Origin of the sequence: Streptomyces sp. NPDC020917, assembly GCF_044333795.1 — a bacterium.
Lineage (GTDB): Bacteria > Actinomycetota > Actinomycetes > Streptomycetales > Streptomycetaceae > Actinacidiphila.
This window is the reverse complement of record NZ_JBIRRR010000001.1, coordinates 482,479-500,465: the sequence shown is the minus strand read 5'-3', so window position 1 is coordinate 500,465 and position 17,987 is coordinate 482,479. Positions and strand designations below refer to the sequence as shown.

Annotated in this window: 10 protein-coding genes; 8 read left to right on the top strand and 2 right to left on the bottom strand. The window is 72.1% G+C overall.

From position 1 onward, the window contains the following. Window positions 1–2: 2 nt before the first annotated feature. Window positions 3–5,504 carry a pullulanase-type alpha-1,6-glucosidase gene (gene pulA / locus ACH4TG_RS02125; protein WP_398240459.1) on the bottom strand — a complete coding sequence of 1,834 codons (5,502 nt, stop codon included), beginning with the start codon at window positions 5,502–5,504 and terminating at the stop codon, window positions 3–5. A 433-nt stretch (window positions 5,505–5,937) separates the two neighbouring features. On the opposite strand from pulA, the gene ACH4TG_RS02120 reads away from it, so the two are divergent. The 7 genes from ACH4TG_RS02120 (at window position 5,938) to ACH4TG_RS02090 (ending at window position 13,773) form a co-directional block, all read left to right on the top strand. Then, a complete protein-coding gene (locus ACH4TG_RS02120; RefSeq protein WP_398239833.1) occupies window positions 5,938–6,210 on the top strand; it encodes a hypothetical protein in 273 nt (90 codons plus the stop codon). 285 nt (window positions 6,211–6,495) lie between these two features. Further along, on the top strand, window positions 6,496–7,797 hold the full coding sequence (locus tag ACH4TG_RS02115; RefSeq protein WP_398239831.1) for an extracellular solute-binding protein: 1,302 nt from the start codon (window positions 6,496–6,498) through the stop codon (window positions 7,795–7,797). Window positions 7,798–7,935: 138 nt separating this feature from the next. After that, entirely contained in the window at window positions 7,936–8,940 is a 1,005-nt protein-coding gene (locus tag ACH4TG_RS02110) for a carbohydrate ABC transporter permease (RefSeq protein WP_398239829.1), read from the top strand. Window positions 8,941–8,953: 13 nt separating this feature from the next. Next, the gene (locus ACH4TG_RS02105) at window positions 8,954–9,868 is read left to right on the top strand and encodes a sugar ABC transporter permease (protein WP_398239827.1); all 915 of its coding nucleotides are present in this window, start codon (window positions 8,954–8,956) and stop codon (window positions 9,866–9,868) included. A 109-nt stretch (window positions 9,869–9,977) separates the two neighbouring features. Continuing rightward, a complete protein-coding gene (locus ACH4TG_RS02100) occupies window positions 9,978–11,705 on the top strand; it encodes a glycoside hydrolase family 13 protein (RefSeq protein WP_398239826.1) in 1,728 nt (575 codons plus the stop codon). A gap of 34 nt (window positions 11,706–11,739) precedes the next feature. Further along, window positions 11,740–12,849 carry a LacI family DNA-binding transcriptional regulator gene (locus ACH4TG_RS02095; protein ID WP_398239824.1) on the top strand — a complete coding sequence of 370 codons (1,110 nt, stop codon included), beginning with the start codon at window positions 11,740–11,742 and terminating at the stop codon, window positions 12,847–12,849. Window positions 12,850–12,897: 48 nt separating this feature from the next. After that, window positions 12,898–13,773, top strand: coding sequence for a phosphatase PAP2 family protein (locus tag ACH4TG_RS02090; RefSeq protein WP_398239822.1), 876 nt, complete (start codon window positions 12,898–12,900; stop codon window positions 13,771–13,773). Between the two features lie 115 nt (window positions 13,774–13,888). On the opposite strand, the gene ACH4TG_RS02085 is transcribed toward ACH4TG_RS02090, so the two are convergent. Further along, window positions 13,889–16,903, bottom strand: coding sequence for a bifunctional [glutamine synthetase] adenylyltransferase/[glutamine synthetase]-adenylyl-L-tyrosine phosphorylase (locus ACH4TG_RS02085; protein WP_398239821.1), 3,015 nt, complete (start codon window positions 16,901–16,903; stop codon window positions 13,889–13,891). Window positions 16,904–17,274: 371 nt separating this feature from the next. On the opposite strand from ACH4TG_RS02085, the gene ACH4TG_RS02080 reads away from it, so the two are divergent. Then, window positions 17,275–17,970, top strand: coding sequence for a hypothetical protein (locus ACH4TG_RS02080; RefSeq protein WP_398239819.1), 696 nt, complete (start codon window positions 17,275–17,277; stop codon window positions 17,968–17,970). Window positions 17,971–17,987: the final 17 nt, after the last annotated feature.

Here is a 17,987-nt window from a genome sequence, read left to right as displayed (position 1 = left end):
GGTCAGCCGGCCGTGGTGAAGACCGCCACGGTACGCGCGGGCACGGTGAACGTGCCGGTCGCGGCGGCATAGGAGGCGGTCTTGACGACCGGGTCCGCACCGGCGGCCTGAACGGGGTGCAGGGCGTAGGGCGTTCCGGCGAGGGCGCCGACCCGCTGGTCCTGCCGCTGCGGGGTGGCGTTGAAGACGACGACGAGGTCGCCGGCCTTCATGGTGATCACGCCGGGCGTCTCACCGGTCCCGGACAGCGGGAACGAGACCTGCTGCTGGACCTGCGCCCCGGTGCCGAGGTGGAACGCGGGCTCCGCGGTGCGGATCCGCAGCAGGTCCTGGTAGGCGGCCGAGGCCCCCTGCGTCTGGGTGCAGTCCGGGGTGAGTTGGGGTGCGGTGAGCAGCGGCTTGGCGTAGTCCCACTTGCTCTGGTTGTCGGCGGCCGGCGGCAGCCCGCGCCCGAACCCTCCCCCAGAGCCTGCGGCCTGGGAGGTACCCCCATCCTGCCCGCACTGCCAGTGGATGGCGTTGAACCAGTCGCCGGAGTCGAAGGAGTTGCGGTCCAGCGACTTGGAGCGCAGCAGGTCGGAGCCGGCCTGGTAGAGGGCCGGCCCCTGGGACAGGGCGGCGGTGGCCTCGGCGAGGACCTGCATACGCGCCCGGTCCGCGGCCGAGGTGCCGAACGGCAGCTTGTAGGCGAGCGCGTCGTACAGGGTCTCGTTGTCGTGGGCGTCGACGTAGGCGAGGGCGTCGCCCGGCGCGTCGGCGTACCCGGCGGGTGCGCCGTTGTAGTCGATCTCGGCGCCGGTGACCTCCTTGCCGGCGGAGTCGGTGAAGTGGAACTGCCGCAGATTGCCGGTGAGTCCGACCTGGATGAGGTCCTGGTAGTGCAGCAGCCGCGCCTTCTGCTCGGCCGGAGTGCCGTTGCCGGTCGAGGAGTTGGGGTCGGTGTACAGCCCGGAGGCGAAGCCCTGGACGCCGGGGTCGGCGTCGAAGGGGCTGCCGCCGCGGACCGCGTCGCGCGCCCGGTCGGAGAAGGTGGCGATGCCGGTGCCGGCCATGTTCGCCTGGGTGGCCTGCACGAAGCGGGCGTTGTCGGCGACCTCGCCGAAGTTCCAGCCCTCGCCGTACAGGATGATCTTCTTGCCGTCGACGCCGTCCTTGGCGGGCGTCAGCGCGTCGAGCGCCTTGCGCACGGCGAGGATGTTGGCCTTGGGGTGGTGGCCCATCAGGTCGAAGCGGAAGCCGTCGACCTTGTACTCCTTGGCCCAGGTGACGACCGAGTCGACGACGAGCTTGCCCATCATGGTGTTCTCGGGCGCGGTGTTGGCGCAGCAGGTGGAGTCGGCCACCGAGCCGTCGGGCATCAGCCGCTGGTAGTAGCCGGGCACGATCTTGTCGAGCACGGAGGTGTCGGCCTGCCCGGCGGCGGAGGTGTGGTTGTAGACGACGTCCATCACCACGCGCAGGCCCGCGTTGTTGAGGCCCTGCACCATCTGCCGGAACTGCACGGTGCGCGCGGTCCCTTGGGGGTCCGTGGCGTACGAGCCCTCGGGCACCGTGTAGTGGAAGGGGTCGTAGCCCCAGTTGTAGGCGTCCTTGGCGGCGACCTTGGCGATGCACGCCTGCTGCTGGTCGCTGTCGGGCGCGTACGAGGCCAGGTCGCAGTCCGGGGTCGCCTGGTCGGCCGCCTTCTCCGGCACGGACGAGAAGTCGAACGCGGGCAGCAGGTGCACGTAGGAGACACCGGCCTTGGCCAGGTCCTTCAGATGGGTCATGCCCGCCGACGAACTGTCGGTGAAGGCGGTGTACTTGCCGCGGTCGGCGGCCGGGACGGTGGTGTCCGCGACGGAGAAGTCGCGGATGTGCAGCTCCTGGATCTGCGCACGGCTCATCGGCACGGCCGCCGGCTTGGCCTGCGCGGCCCAGCCCTTGGGCGCGAGCTTCGGGTCGTCGAGGTTCACCAGCAGGCTCTGCTTCGAGTCGGCGGTGAGCGCGACGGAGTAGGGGTCGGTGACCTTGTTGACGACGAGCCGCTGCACGCTGGGCGCCCACACCGTCACGTCGTACAGGTACGGCTTCCCGGTCCACGCCGGAGTGCCGGTCACCGACCACACGCCGGTGGCCCGGTCCTCGCGCATCGCGACGGTCTTACCGCCGATCTCCAGCGCGACCTGGTGCGCGGTGGGCGCCCACACCGACAGCGCCGGCCTGCCGTGGGCGTCGAACACCGGCCCGAGCGCGGCGTGCTGGGCGGCGTCGCCGTACAGGTCGTCGAGCACGCCCTGCGTCTGCACGCCGGTCGCCGCCAGCAGGGCGCCGTTGGCCGCCAGTTGGGTGGCGATGACCTGCCCGTGCAGGGCGTCGCGTACCCGGGCGCGGTCGCGCGGGTCGACGGTGAAGGCGGAATAGCCCTTCAGCTGGGGGTACTTGGCGAGCTGGGCGTCGGTGAGGCCGCCGGCCACCCGGCTCAGCCGCAGCCAGTGCTGACCGGCGCCGGAGAGCACGCCGTCCTTGACGGTGAGCCCGCCGTCGGCGGCGTACACCAGCTGCTGGGACGCCGAGGGCGCGCTGGTCTGCCAGGCGACGGTGTCCCGGTCGATCCACTGGGCCTGGGACTTGCCGAGGTCGAGGTCGGCGCCGGAGCCCTGGGGCTGCGGGAGCAGGTGCTTCTCGGTGCCGGCGAGCAGCCACACCTCATGGCTCTGGGTGAGGTCGAGGGACTGGTCGTCGGGCAGGTCCTTGGTGTCGCCGTTGTGGAGGATGTAGCTGAGCGAGGTCGCCCCCGCGGCCAGCGGCACCTCGAACACCGCGCCGTAGGAGTCGATCCGGGTGGGCCGGAGCGGCGAGCTCCAGTCGGTGGGGTTGGCGGCGCCCGTCCAGTCGTGCAGGCCCCAGCCGGTGTAGTCCTGGTCGGCCCGGTGGTAGTGGATGATCGCCTTGCTGGTGTCCTGCGGCGGGTAGGCGCCGTCCGGCGCGCTGGTGGCGACGTCCGGGCTGCCCTGCTTCACCCACACTTCACCGGTGGTCGTCAGGTCGATGCTGCGGTCGCCGTCGGTGTCCTTCACCCCGTTCTTGTCGACCACGATGAACCCCACGCTGGACGCGCCCGGCTTGAGTTTGACGTACGCGAAGGCGCCGTAGGCGTCGCGGCCGGTGAAGGGGTGGCCGGCGGGCCAGGTCGTGCCCTCGCCGTCGGCGATGTCACCCCAGGTGTACAGGCCCCAGTCGGCGTAGTTGTCGTCGGTCCGCTGGTAGTGGACGATCGCGTAGTCGCGGCTGACCGCGGTGGGCGGCGCGGCGACGGGCGCGGCGCCGGTGACGGTGCCCGCGGTGGCGGACGCGGTGCGGCCGCTGTCGTCGACGGCAACGGCCTTGTAGCGCACGGTCGTTCCGGCGGGCACCGAGTCGGCGAGGGTCTGCGTCACGCGGTACGGCGCGTGGTCGGCCGAACCCAGCACCTGCCAGGGCCCGTTGCCGGTCTGCGCGGCGAACACCACGCGGTTCAGGCCGCCTCCGGTGACGTCGGCGTCCAGCTCGACGGTGCCGGTGGCGCCGGCGGCGGGCGCGGTCAGGGTGATCGTCGGCGCGGTGGCAGCGGCGGGCAGCGGCGCCGCCGCCCGGTACACCACGGAGCTGAGCGCGGGCACCGTGAGGGTGACGGCCGCGGCGTCGCCGGCGGCGGTGACCGTCCCGGTGGTGCCGTAGATCGCCCGGCAGGCGGCGCCCGCGGTGTTGCCGGTCGGCACGGTCACGGTCCTGGCGGCCGTCGCGTTGTTGACCGCGACCAGGTAGTCGTCGCGGCCGGCCGCGTCGGTCCGGGAGTAGGCGTACACGCCGGGTCCGCTGCCGGGGTCGGCGTACCGCTCGGTCTGCACGCCGTCGCGCAGCGCCGGGTGGGCCTTGGTCAGGGCCGACAGCGCGGCGATGGCGCGGTAGAGCGGGTGCGAAGGGTCGTACGCGTCGGAGGCGGCGGTGCGGGTGGTGCCGATCTCGGGATCGTCGAGGTAGTCGGCGACCTGGGAGGCGAACATCGTCTGCCGGGCGTCCTTGTCGCCCCCCGCGCCGGTGAAGCCCTGCTCGTCGCCGTAGTAGACGACCGGGTTGCCGCGGCCGAGGAACATCACCTCGTTGGCCAGCTCGTCCCGCTTGAGCAGTTCGGCGTCGCTCGCCCCGGGGTTGTCCTGCTTCAGGAAGGAGCCGATGCGGCCCATGTCGTGGTTGCCGAGGAAGGTGACCTCCTCGTACGCGTTGGCCTTGTCGGTGGTGTACCGGTAGTCCTGCGCGTAGAGGTTCGCGAGCTTGGCCGGGGAGGCGCCCTGTGAGGCGTAGGCGCGGGCCGCGTCCTGGAACGGGAAGTCCAGGGTCGCGTCGAGCCGGCCCTGGGTGACGTACGGCGAGGTGACCGCCGGATCCGCGGAGTACGTCTCGCCGAACAGGAAGAAGTCCTTGCGGCCGTGCTGGGCCGCGTACCGGTCGAGCGCGGTGGCCCACTGCGTCCAGAACGGCATGTCGACGTTCTTCACGGTGTCGATCCGGAAGCCGTCGATCGCGAAGTCCTTCACCCAGCTCTCGTAGATCTTCTCCATGCCCTGGACGACCTCGGGCCGTTCGGTCCACAGGTCGTCGAGCCCGGAGAAGTCGCCCTGGTCGGCGCTCTCGCCGGCGAAGGTGGAGTCACCGCGGTTGTGGTACATCGTCGGGTCGTTGAGCCACGCCGGGACCTTCACGTCCTTCTCGGCCGCGGGCACGGTGGGCGTGCGCGGGAAGGAGGCGGCGGTCACCTTCGGGAAGCCCTTCGTCCCGGCTTCCTTCCCGCCGAGGGCGTAGCTGCTGTCGTCGAACGGCGTCCCGTCCGCCGACAGGTACGGGAACGCGCCCTTCGACAGGTAGTCGTAGGTGTTCTGGGTGTTGCCGATCACGTCGGCGGTGTGGTTGGTGATGACGTCGAAGAAGATCTTCATGCCCTTGGCGTGGGCGGCGGAGATCAGCGTGCGCAGGTCGTCGTTGGTGCCGAAGTGCGGGTCGACCTGGGTGAAGTCGGTGATCCAGTAGCCGTGGTAGCCGGCCGAGGCATCCTTGCCCGTGCCCTGCACCGGCTTGTTCTTGAAGATCGGCGCCATCCAGATCGCGGTGGTCCCCAGCCCCTTGATGTAGTCGAGCTTCCGGGTGAGGCCCTTGAGGTCGCCGCCCTGGTAGAAGCCCTTGTCGGTGGGGTCGAACCCGGTGGCCAGCCGCCCGCCGACCAGGCCGCCGCGGTCGTTGGACGGGTCTCCGTTCGCGAACCGGTCCGGCATCACGAAGTAGAACTGCTCGCGGGTGTCGACGTGCCGCGCGGCCTGCGCGGCGAGCACCCGGTCCGACGGCGGCGGGGGCGGCGCCGGCTGCGCGTGCGCGGCGGCCGTCGGCACGGCCAGGGCGGCGAGCGCGGTGAAGGCGGTGGCGGCGGCGGTGCGGCGGCCTCGCCGGCCGAGCCGCGCTCGCCGGAAGGCGTGCAGCCTGAAGAAACCCAGGGCCACGGGCAGTTCTCCTTGCGGTCACCCGCCCACGCGGGGCGGGAAGGGACAGCCTCGCGCCCGGACCCACGCGCATGAAACCGGGTGCCGCCCCGGCCTCGATGCCGGAGCTGTCCGGGACCGTATCCCCCCAAGGAGCGTTGCAGCAAGACAATGCAAGAGATTCCATGGAGTTCGCCGGGAGCCCCTGCGGGCGCGACTCCGCGTCAACATGCGTACGCATACGACCCGTTCGGATGATCACCGGCCGATCCGTCACGGATCAGAATTCGCCCCCATACGGTCCGATCATGGTCACTTCGCGACATGAGGCATCACATCGCAGGCGAAACACCGCTGCCCCGTCCTGCTCCTCGTGGTCTGCCATGACAAGGCGACCGCCGACTGGGCGGCCGGTCCACCCCGGCCCGGGCCCTGTGGGAGGAAACTGATGAAGGTGAACGGGAGCTACTTCCCCGGCCGCGGCACGCTCGTCGAGGAGTCCTTCCTCGAGGGGAAGGCCGAGGGCCAGGTGGAGGGGCAGGCTGCGGGGCTGGCGCAGGCGGTGCTGCAGATGCTGGCGCACCGCGGCATCACCGTGTCCGACGAGACGCGGGAACGCATCACCGGATGCCACGACATCGACACCCTCAACCGCTGGGTCGACGAAGCCTTCACGGTCACCGGAGCCGAGGAACTGCTCGACGGGATCGGCGCCGGCTGAGTCCGCCGAGTCCGTCCCGGCCCGGCCGGGACACAGTCCTCACACGGGCGCCCCCTTCGCGGGGGCGCCCGTTCTGCGTACCGCGACACCACGGCCCGCACGCCTTCCCGGAGCAGGCGGAGGACGCCTGTACGATCTTGCAGAAAGTTTCTTGCAGAGTCTTTCGCAAGACATTGCACCGCTGCTAACGTCCCTCCAGCCCGAGCGGGCGGAGCTGGTCGAGGACACGGCCGGCTCCTCGCCGGATCAGGGCGATCGGGCACTTCCCTCATCAAGGAGTCAGGTATGCGACGCGGCATATCCGTCGTGGCGATGGCCGCGGCCATCGTTCTCGGGGTCACCGCCTGTGGCGGCAACAGCGGCAGCGGCAGCAAGAGCGACAGCGGCAAGGCGAAGGACCCCGCCTCGGTCTCGGGCACCATCACCTACTGGGACACCTCGGACGCCAAGAACGAGGCCCCGACCTACCAGGCGCTGGTCAAGGACTTCGAGGCGAAGTACCCGAAGATCAAGGTGAACTACCAGAACGTCGACTTCGGCACCGTGGAGCAGAAGTTCAAGGCCGCGGCGCAGAGCGGCAAGGGCGCGCCCGACGTGGTCCGCACCGACGTCGGCCTGATCCCGGAGTACGCGTCGCTGCACTACATCGCCCCGCTCGACGGCACCGCCGCGCTGCAGGACACCGGCGACTTCGTCGCCGGCCCGCTGAACACCACCAAGTACGAAGGGAAGACCTACGGCGTGCCGTCGGTCACCGACACCCTCGGCCTGCTCTACAACAAGGACATCTTCGCCAAGGCCGGCATCACCAAGCCGCCGGCCACCTGGGACGAGCTGATCGCCGACTCCGCGACCATCAAGCAGAAGGTCCCGGGCGTCACGGGCACGTACGTCAACCCCGACTCGTACTTCCTGTTCCCGCTGCTGTTCGGTGAGGGCGCCGACCTGGCCGACCCGGCCGCGAAGAAGATCACCGTCAACTCCGCCGAGGCCGTCAAGGCGGTCACCGAGGCGAAGAAGATCTACGACACCTCGTCCCTGAAGGTCGACTTCGCCAGCGCGTACGACAACATGCAGACCTCCTTCAAGACCGGCAAGGTCGCCATGCTCATCCAGGGCCCCTGGTCGGTCGGCGACGACCTGACCGGCTCGGCCTTCCAGGGCAAGGAGTCCAACCTCGGCTACGCCCCGGTGCCGGCCGGCTCCAGCGGCAAGGCACTCGCCCCGACCGGCGGCCACGACCTGGCCGTCTACCAGGGCTCGAAGAACCTCGACGCGGCCTACCTGTTCACGCAGTTCATGACCTCGTCCGCGTCGCAGCAGCAGATCGCCCTGAAGAACGGCACCCTGCCGACCCGCACCTCCGCCTACACCCCCGAGGTGCTGAAGAACCAGACCATCGCCGGCTTCAAGCCGATCATGGACACCGCCCGCCCGCGCGTCGCGCTCCCGCAGGTCGGCAGCCTGTTCACCCCGCTGCAGCAGCAGTACATCAAGATCCTGCAGGGCCAGACCACGGTCCAGTCCGGCCTGGACGCCGCCGCCAAGGAGTTCTCCAAGCTCCTGCCGGGCTACGCCGTCCAGTAACCGCGACCGCCAGTTCCGGACCGGCCGGCCGGGGCCCCGTCCCCACCGGGGCGCGGGGCCCACGCGCCCGGCCGGCCGGTCCGGTCAGTCCCCTGCCGGGACACCCGATGTAGAGATGCGACGAGAAGCCGAGGAGCGATGACCACCGCCACCATGGAGGAGCCCGCCCGGGACCGGGCGGCCGCGCCGCGCCCGCCCAAACGCCGCAGCAGCACGCCGCTGCAGGCGATCAGGCGGTCGTGGGACAAGCACTGGTACGCGTGGGCGATGGTCGCCCCGGTGGTCATCGTGATCGGCGTCCTGGTGCTCTACCCGCTGTGCTACGGCCTGTACCTGTCGTTCACCAACGCCAACGAGCGCAACGTCGCGCAGAACATCGGCCCGATCCACATCCCGGCCAGCTACCACTTCGTCGGGCTGCACAACTACTGGCAGGTCCTCTCCGGTGCCGACGGCGACTTCTACCCGCGCCTGGAGTGGACGATCGTGTGGACGGTCTCCTGCGTGGGGATCACCTACGCCATCGGCCTGGCCATGGCGATGCTGCTCAACCGCCCGGTGAAGTTCCGGTTGTTCTACCGGATGGCGCTGATCCTGCCCTGGGCGGTGCCCGCCTTCATCGGTGTCTTCGCCTGGCGGCTGATGTTCAACTCCCAGTACGGCGTGTTCAACGACATCATCACCAAGGTCGGGCTGCCCGCGCAGGACTGGCTGGGCACCCCGCTCGCCCAGAAGGTCGCCGTCATCCTGGTCAACATCTGGTGCGGCGTGCCGTTCATGATGGTGGCGATCCTCGGCGGCCTGCAGGCCATCCCCAACGAGCTGTACGAGGCGGCCGAGATGGACGGCGCCACGCCGCTGCAGCGGTTCCTCAACGTCACGGTGCCGGGCCTGCGCCCGGTGACCAGCACGGTGATCCTGCTGTCCACGGTGTGGACGTTCAACATGTTCCCGATCATCTACCTGCTGCTCGGCAACAACACCACCGGCGACACCGACATCCTCGTCACGCACGCCTACGAGATGGCCTTCTCCGGCGGCGCCGCGGACTACGCGGGCTCGGCCACCTACGGAATCGTCATCCTGCTGATCCTCGTGGCGTTCTCCACCTTCTACCGCCGACAGATCAAGACGCAGGACTAGGAGCCGGACGACCATGAGTGCAACCACCCACGGCGGCTCCGCCGGCCGCCGCACCGCCCGTACCGCCCGCACCGGGACGGCCGCCGGCGCCCGTACCCGCGGCCGCAACGAGCGCAGCGTCGGCGCCTCGGTCGCGCTGCACGCCACCCTGCTCGTGGCCAGCGCCATCGCCGTCTTCCCGGTGCTGTGGATCGTCTTCATCTCGCTCGGCCCCAGCACCGCGTGGCAGCAGCCGCACGAGGTGGTGGACCACCTCGGGCTCGGCAACTACCGGTTCGTGCTGCTGCACAGCCACTTCCCGCGGTGGTTCCTCAACTCGGTGATCGTCGCCGCGGCCACCACCGTGCTGGGCGTGCTGGTCGCCGCCAGTGCCGGCTACGCGGTGTCCCGGATGCGCTTCCCCGGCCACCGGCCGCTGATGTGGACCTTCCTGGTCACCCAGATGTTCCCGATGGCCGTGCTGATCGTGCCGCTGTACAACCTGCTGGTGCAGCTGAACCTGCTGGACACCTACATCGGCCTGGTCCTGGTCTACTGCACGATCTCGGTGCCGTTCTGCGCCTGGATGCTCAAGGGCTACTTCGACACCATCCCGCGGGAGATCGACGAGGCCGGCCGGGTCGACGGCCTGACGCCGTTCGGCACCTTCTGGCGGCTCGTCATGCCGCTGGCCAAGCCGGGCCTCGCGGTCACCGCCTTCTACAGCTTCCTGACCGCCTGGGGCGAGGTCGCGTACTCCAACCAGTTCATGCGCGACCCGCACACCACCCTGGCGGTCGGCATCCGCACCTTCGCCGCCGACCAGCGCGCCGACTGGGGCAGCATGACCGCCGCCTCGGTGGTCATCGCGATACCCGCGGCGATCGTCTTCATGCTCGTCCAGAAGCATCTGGTGACCGGCCTGACGGCAGGCGGGACCAAGGGCTGAGGGCTCACGCCCGAGCCGACCGAGGGGCGCCGACGACCCCGTAGTGCACCTATGCCATCCCCGCCGCCGGGCGGGGTATGAGCCCACCACCACCCCAACAAGGGATTCCATGAGCCAGCACCTCACCGACGCGCCCAGCTCCGCCGCCGCTGCCGACGACGCCGAGCGCAGAGACTGGTGGCGCGACGCGGTCATCTACCAGGTGTACCCGCGCAGTTTCGCCGACGGGAACGGCGACGGCATGGGCGATCTGCCGGGCGTCACGGCCCGGCTGCCGTACCTGCGGGACCTGGGCGTGGACGCCGTCTGGCTGTCGCCGTTCTACGCCTCCCCGCAGGCGGACGCCGGCTACGACGTGGCCGACTACCGCGCGGTGGACCCGATGTTCGGCACCCTCACCGACGCCGACGACCTGGTGCGCACCGCCCACGACCTGGGCCTGCGGGTGATCGTCGACCTGGTGCCCAACCACTGCTCCGACCAGCACGAGTGGTTCAAGCAGGCGCTGCGCGAGGGGCCGGGCTCCCCGCTGCGCGAGCGCTTCCACTTCCGCGCGGGCAAGGGCGAGCACGGCGAACTGCCGCCGAACGACTGGGAGTCCATCTTCGGCGGCCCGGCCTGGACCCGCACCACGGACGCGGACGGCACCCCCGGCGAGTGGTACCTGCACCTGTTCGCGCCCGAGCAGCCGGACTTCAACTGGGACCACCCGGCGGTGCACGACGAGTTCCGCTCGGTGCTGCGGTTCTGGCTGGACCTGGGCATCGACGGCTTCCGGGTGGACGTCGCCCACGGCCTGGTGAAGGCCGCCGGGCTGCCGGACATCGGCCACGAGGAGCAGCTGGCGCTGCTGGGCACCGCGCCCATGCCGTACTTCGACCAGGACGGCGTGCACGAGATCTACCGCGACTGGCGCCGGGTCCTGGACGAGTACTCCGGGGAGCGCATCGCGGTGGCCGAGGCGTGGACGCCGACCATCGAGCGGGCCGCGCTGTACCTGCGGCCCGACGAGCTGCACCAGGCGTTCAACTTCGAGTACCTGACGACCCCGTGGGAGGCGACCGCGCTGCGGGCGGTCATCGACAAGTCGCTGACCGCGATGGGCTCGGTGGGCGCCCCGGCCACCTGGGTGCTGTCCAACCACGACGTGACGCGGCACGCCACCCGGTTCGCCAACCCGCCCGGTCTGGGTACCCAGTTGCGCACCCCGGGCGACCGCGCGCTGGGCCTGCGCCGGGCGCGGGCGGCGACCCTGCTGATGCTCGCGCTGCCGGGTTCGGCGTACCTGTACCAGGGCGAGGAGCTGGGCCTGCCGGACGTCACCGACCTGCCGGACGAGGTGCGCCAGGACCCGTCGTTCTTCCGCGCGGCCGGCCAGGACGGCTTCCGCGACGGCTGCCGGGTGCCGATCCCGTGGTCCGGCAGCGAGCCGCCGTACGGTTTCGGGCCGGTCGACGGCGGCCCGAGCTGGCTGCCGCAGCCCGCGCAGTGGGCCGAGCTGAGCGTCGCCGCGCAGACCGGCACCTACGACTCCACGCTGGAGATGTACCGGTCGGCGCTGGAGCTGCGCCGGCGGCACCCGGCGCTGGGCGCCGGCTCCGAGGTGACCTGGCTGGACGCGCCGGAGGGCGTCCTCGCCTTCCGGCGCGACGGCGCCGCGGGCGGGCAGGGCTTCCTGTGCGTGGTGAACCTGACCTCGCGGCCGGTCGCGATCCCCACTCCGGGCGAGGTGCTGCTGTCCAGCGGCGCCGACGTCCGGCCGGGTGGGGCGGATGATGGCGATTCTTCCCGCACCTCCGTGATCGCCGCAGACACAACAGTTTGGTGGGCGATCTGACGTGGTGGCGTTCCGTCCCCTAGCATCCGGTGCTGTGACCGCACGGCTCGCAGACATCGCAGCCCAGGCGGGGGTCAGCGAGGCGACAGTCAGCCGGGTGCTCAACGGCAAGCCCGGCGTCTCGGCGGCCACCCGCGAATCCGTGCTGGCCGCGCTCGACCTGCTCGGCTACGAGCGCCCGGTCCGGTTGCGGCAGCGCAGCGCCGGCCTGGTCGGGCTGATCACCCCGGAGCTGCTGAACCCGATCTTCCCGGCCTTCGCCCAGATCATCGGCCAGGCGCTGACCCGGCAGGGCTACACGCCCGTGCTGGCCACCCAGACGCCCGGCGGCTCCACCGAGGACGAGCTGGTGGAGATGCTGGTCGAGCGGGGGGTGGCGGGCATCATCTTCGCCTCCGGCCTGCACGCCGACTCCACCGCCGACATGGAGCGCTACGCCCGGCTGCACGGCCAGGGCGTGCCCTTCGTGCTGATCAACGGCTACTCCGAGAAGGTCGACGCGCCGTTCGTCTCCCCGGACGACCGGGGCGCGGTGCGGCTGGCGGTGACGCACCTGGCGGCGCTCGGCCACCGCAGGATCGGGCTGGCCGTCGGGCAGCAGCGCTACGTGCCGGTGCAGCGCAAGATCGAGGGGTTCATCGCGTCCATGGGCGACGTGCTGGGCCTGTCCGAGGAGGAGTCCCGCACGCTCGTCCAGCACTCGCTGTACACGCTGGAGGGCGGGCAGGCCGCGGCGACCGCGCTGATCGCCTCGGGGTGCACCGCGATCGTGTGCGCCTCGGACATGATGGCGCTCGGCGCGATCCGGGCGGCCCGCCAGCAGGGCCTGTCGGTGCCGGAGGACGTCTCGGTGGTCGGCTACGACGACTCGCCGCTGATCGCGTTCACCGACCCGCCGCTGACCACCATCCGGCAGCCGGTGACGGCGATGAGCCAGGCCGCGGTCAACGCGCTGCTGGAGGAGATCGGCGGCACTCCCGCGCCGCACAGCGAGTTCGTGTTCATGCCGGAGCTGGTGGTGCGCGGCTCGACCGCGGCCGTGCCCGCGTCGGCAGCCGCGAAGCACCACCCGCCGGCCGCTTCCGGGGCGCCGGTTCCGCGCCAGTCACCGCAACAGGGAGTGTCCGATTCGACACAGGTGTGACCCGGGGAACGCCGGTACGCGGTGAGGAATCTGGCAGACTGGTGTCCTATGGGGGAATCGACCGCGAAGACCGCCGGAACGCCGCAAGGCCGCACGGCTGCCGCCCCGGGCTCCACCGGTTCCACGACGCTCGACGGAGCCCGCGACGCCGACCGGGCGCAGCCCCGGCGCACCCTCCTCCTGGGCCGCCTGCGTGCCCCGCGGCGGCCCCGGTTGTGGTTCGAGATACTGCTGATCGGCATCAGCTACTGGATCTACTCGCTGATCAGGAACGCGGTTCCCGAGCAGCGGTCGGTGGCGCTGCGGCACGCCGACTGGGTCTGGTCCGTGGAGCACCACCTGGGGCTCGCCGTCGAGCACGGCGTCAACCACGCGGTGAACTCGGTGACCTGGCTCATCGTGGGCATGAACTACTACTACGCCACGCTGCACTTCATCATCACCATCGGTGTGCTGGTGTGGCTGTACCGGCGCCATCCGGAGCGGTACGGCCCGGCCCGTTCGGTGCTGTTCCTGACGACCCTGCTGGCGCTGATCGGCTTCTGGGCGTTCCCGTTGGCCCCGCCGCGGCTGATGCCCGGCAAGGGCTTCATCGACACGGTGGCGGTGCACCACACCTGGGGGTCGCTGTCCCAGGGCAGCCTGTCGCACGTGTCCAACCAGTACGCGGCGATGCCGTCGATGCACATCGGCTGGTCGCTGTGGTGCGGGATCACGGTGGTGACGCTGGCCCGGCCGCTGTGGGCGCGGATCATGGGCGCGCTGTACCCGCTGTTCACCCTTTCGGTCATCATTTCCACCGGCAACCACTTCTGGCTGGACGCGGTCGGCGGCGCGCTGTTCCTGGCGGTCGGCTACGCGCTGGTGTCGTGGCTGTACGGCCGGTGGGTGTACCGGCTGCCGCGGGTGGCGCCGCACCTCTGACCCGGTGCGAGGGCCGCCGTGCGGCCTCTTCCGGGCGTTCCGGGCGGCCGCCCCGCCGGCACGGGCGGCACGGGCGGTACGGCCGCCCCAGCGGCCTTCGGCCGGCTCAGCGGGCTCAGCCGTCGTAGAACAGCCGCTCCACGACCGCGCGGGCCCGCCGGGTGTGGCGCCGGTAGTCCTCCAGCATGTCGCCGGCGTGGCCGGGCGGGTAGCCCAGGTAGCGGCCGACCGCGGACAGCTCCCGGCCGTCGCTCGGGAAGGTGTCGCCGGGCCGGCCGCGGACCAGCATGACCGCGTTGCGCACGCGGGTGGCCAGCACCCAGGCGTCGTCCAGCACCCGCGTGTCGGCGGCGTCGATCAGGCCCTCGGCGTGCGCGGCGGCCAGCGCCTGCCGGGTGCCGGTGCCGCGCAGCGACGGCAGCCGGGCGCCGTGCTGCATCTGCAGCAGCTGCACCGTCCACTCGATGTCGGACAGGCCGCCGCGGCCCAGCTTGACGTGCATGGTGCGGTCCGCGCCGCGCGGTATCCGCTCGGACTCCATCCGCGCCTTGAGCCGGCGGATCTCCCGCACGCCGTCCTCGGGCAGGCCGCCCTCGGGGTAGCGCAGCGGGTCGATCAGCTCGATGAACCGCTCCCCGAGGCCCGGGTCGCCGGCCACCGGCGCGGCCCGCAGCAGAGCCTGGCTCTCCCACACCAGGGACCAGCGCCGGTAGTACGCGGCGTACGAGGCCAGGCTGCGCACCAGCGGGCCGCTCTTGCCCTCCGGGCGCAGGTCGGCGTCGATCAGCAGCGGCGGGTCCGCGGTGGGGATCTGCAGCAGCCTGCGCAGCTCGTCGGCGACGGCCAGCGCGGCCCTGGCCGCCTCCCCGCCGTCGGCCTGGTCGTACGGCTCGTGGACGAACAGCACGTCCGCGTCGGAGCCGTAGCCCAGCTCGCCGCCGCCGAAGCGGCCCATGCCGATGACCGCGAACCGGGTGGGCAGCGGCTGCGCGTCGTTGCCGGTGACGGCGTTGACGGCGGCCCGCAGCGCCCCGGCCAGTGTCGCCGAGGTCAGCCCGAACACCGCGGCGCCGACCCGGTCGACGATCGCGGCCGCGTCCACCGCCTCCTGGTGCTCCTCGGAGTCGTCGCCGTAGGTGTCGATCAGGTCGGCGGCGGCGGTGCGGAACAGCTCGCGCCTGCGCACCCCGCGGACCGCCGCGATGGCCTGCTCGGCGCCGTCGGCGCGGCCGACCGCGGCCAGCACCTCCTGCTCGAGCGCGGCCGGGCCGCGCGGCGCCAGTGCCTCGTTGGAGCCGAGCATCGCGACGGCCTCGGGGGCGCGCATCAGCAGGTCGGGGGCGAGCCGGCCCGACGACAGCACCCGGGCCAGCCGCTGCGCGGCGGCGCCCTCGTCGCGCAGCAGACGCAGGTACCAGGGCGTCTTGCCGAGCGCGTCGGACACCTTGCGGAAGCCGAGCAGGCCGGCGTCGGGGTCGGCGGAGTCGGCGAACCAGCCGAGCAGCACCGGCAGCAGGGTCCGCTGGATCGCCGCCTTGCGGGTGACGCCGCTGGCCAGCGCCTCCAGGTGCCGCATCGCCGCGGCCGGGTCGGCGTATCCCAGGGCCTGCAGGCGCTCGCGGGCGGCGTCGGTGCTCAGCCGGCTCTCCTCCGCGCCGAGCTGGGCGACGGCGTCCAGCAGCGGCCGGTAGAAGAGCTTCTCGTGCAGCCGCCGCACCTCCACGGCGTGCCGCCTCCACTCCCGGTTCAGGCCCGCGAGCGGATCGGAGCGGAAGCCCAGGCCGCGGCCGAGCCGGCGCAGCGACGCCTCGTCCGCGGGGACGAGGTGGGTGCGGCGCATCTTCTGCAGCTGGATGCGGTGCTCCATCAGGCGCAGGAACCGGTACGCCTCGTCCAGGGCGGCCGCGTCGGCGCGCCCCACGTAGCCGCCGGCCGCCAGCTGGGCCAGCGCGGTCAGCGTGGTGGCGCTGCGCAGCGAGGTGTCGGAGCGGCCGTGCACCAGCTGCAGCAGCTGCACCGCGAACTCCACGTCGCGCAGGCCGCCGGGGCCCAGTTTCAGCTCGCGCTCGACCTGGCCGACCGGGATGTTGTCGACGACCCGGCGGCGCATCTGCTGCACGTCGGTCACGAAGTGCTCGCGCTCGGACGCCTGCCAGACCATGGGGCGGATCGCGGACATGTACTCCTCGCCCAGTGCCTGGTCCCCGGCGACCGGGCGGGCCTTGAGCAGCGCCTGGAACTCCCAGGTCTTGGCCCAGCGCTTGTAGTAGGCCAGATGGCTGGACAGGGTGCGCACCAGCGGGCCGTTCTTGCCCTCCGGGCGCAGGTTGGCGTCGACCGGCCAGATGGTGCCTTCCGCGGTGGTGTCCGAGCAGACCCGCATCATGCGGGCGGCCAGGCGGGTGGCGGCCTGCATCGCCCGGTTCTCGTCGGCGCCGTCCGGGCCGTCCGCGCCGTTGACCGGTTCGGCCACGAAGATGACGTCGACGTCGGACACGTAGTTCAGCTCGTGGCCGCCGCACTTGCCCATGCCGATGACGGCCAGGCGGCACGCGGCGGCGTCCTCGGGCTGCTCGGCCGCGGCGATGGCCAGGGCGGCCCGCAGCGTGGCGGTGGCCAGGTCGGCCAGCTCCGCGGCGGTGCGCACCAGGTCGCTGGTGCCGCACACGTCGCGGGCGGCGATGCCCAGCAGGCAGCGGCGGTACGCGGCGCGCAGCGCGTCGGGCGTGTCCGCGCCCGCCAGGCCGTGCTCGAACTCCGCTACACCCGGGTGCAGGTCGGCGGCCTCGTAGGTGACCAGCGCGTGCCAGTCCGCGGGGTGCCGGGCCAGGTGGTCGCCGAGCGCCTCGGACGCGCCGAGCACGCCCAGCAGCCGGTCGCGCAGCGGCTTGGCGGTGGTCACCGTGTCGAGCAGCACCTGCCGCTCCGGCTCGTCCAGCGCCTCCGTGACCCGGACCAGGGCCAGCAGCGCCTGGTCGGGGTCGGCGGTGCCGCCCAGCGCGTCGAGTAGCACCGGGTCAGTCCGCACCGCGCTGAGCACCTCGGCGTCGAGCAGCCGCTCGGCCGTGGCCGGATCGGTGAAGCCGTGGCGCAGCAGCCGGGAGAACGTACTGCTGCGTCGGCCCTGCATGGTGCCCTCCCGGCAGGTCGGCCCGGTACGCGGTCGCGTGGTCCTCTCAACTTACCCACCACGGGTGCGGCCCCCCACCCCACGTCCCGCCGCAGGTCCGCCCGCGCTCCCGGCGGGCGGCCGGCGCCCCGCGTGTCCGCCGGTCCGGAGGGTCCCGCCGGTTCCCCGCCGGTCACCGGGCGTGACCGTCTCCCCCGCCCGCACGGCCGGCCGCCCGGCCCCCCGGCGGTGCGCGATCAACGGGCCGCGCGCACGGCGGGCGGCTCTTGGGTGTTCCTAAGGTGCGGGCGTGGGTGGCCTGAAGCCGGGGGTGGTGTGCTGCGGGAGTCGGAGGGCCGGCAAGGGCCGGCCCGGCGAGCGAAGGGGGCGCGATGCGCCACAGGACAGGACTGATCGCCGCGGGGACGGCGCTGGTGATGACGGTCGGGATGACGGGGGCCGCGGTGGCCGCCGGGACGCCGTCGGCGGACGCCGGGGGCAAGGGGACGATCACCGCGCCGGCGGACCCGGGGAAGGCCGGGAAGCCGGGTAAGGCGGGCAAGGACGGGAGGGGCAACGACTGGCTGGCCTCGCTGGCCAAGCGGTACGGGGTCACGGTGGCGCGCCTCGACACCGCGCTGCGCCACGCCAAGGTGCGGCTCGGCTCCGACGGCGGCAATCTCAAGGACCCTGCCGTGGTGCAGGGGTTGGTCAAGGATCTCGGCGTGAGCCGGCAGCAGGCCACCCGGCTGCTCGTCGAGGTCTTCGGTCCGGACGCCCACCCGGGCAAGGGCGGCAAGCCCGGCAAGGGCGGCAAGCCCGGGGAGCCTGGGGGGCAGGGCCCGGTCTTCTCCGCGGCCGACCTGGCCAGGCTGCTGAACGTGCCGCAGGCCAAGGCACGGGCCGCGCTGGACGCGTTGAGGGAGCTCGCCTCGGGCCCCAAGGGCAGCGTGGACCCGACGAGCCCGCAGTTCGCCGCGATCGCACGGCAGTTGGGCGTCACGCCGAAGCGGCTGAACGACGCCCTGGTGACGCTGAAGAAGTCGGCCGCCAAGAGCGCGGTCCGGCCGGTTCCGGCCACGGCCTGACATCGGGTACGGCACCC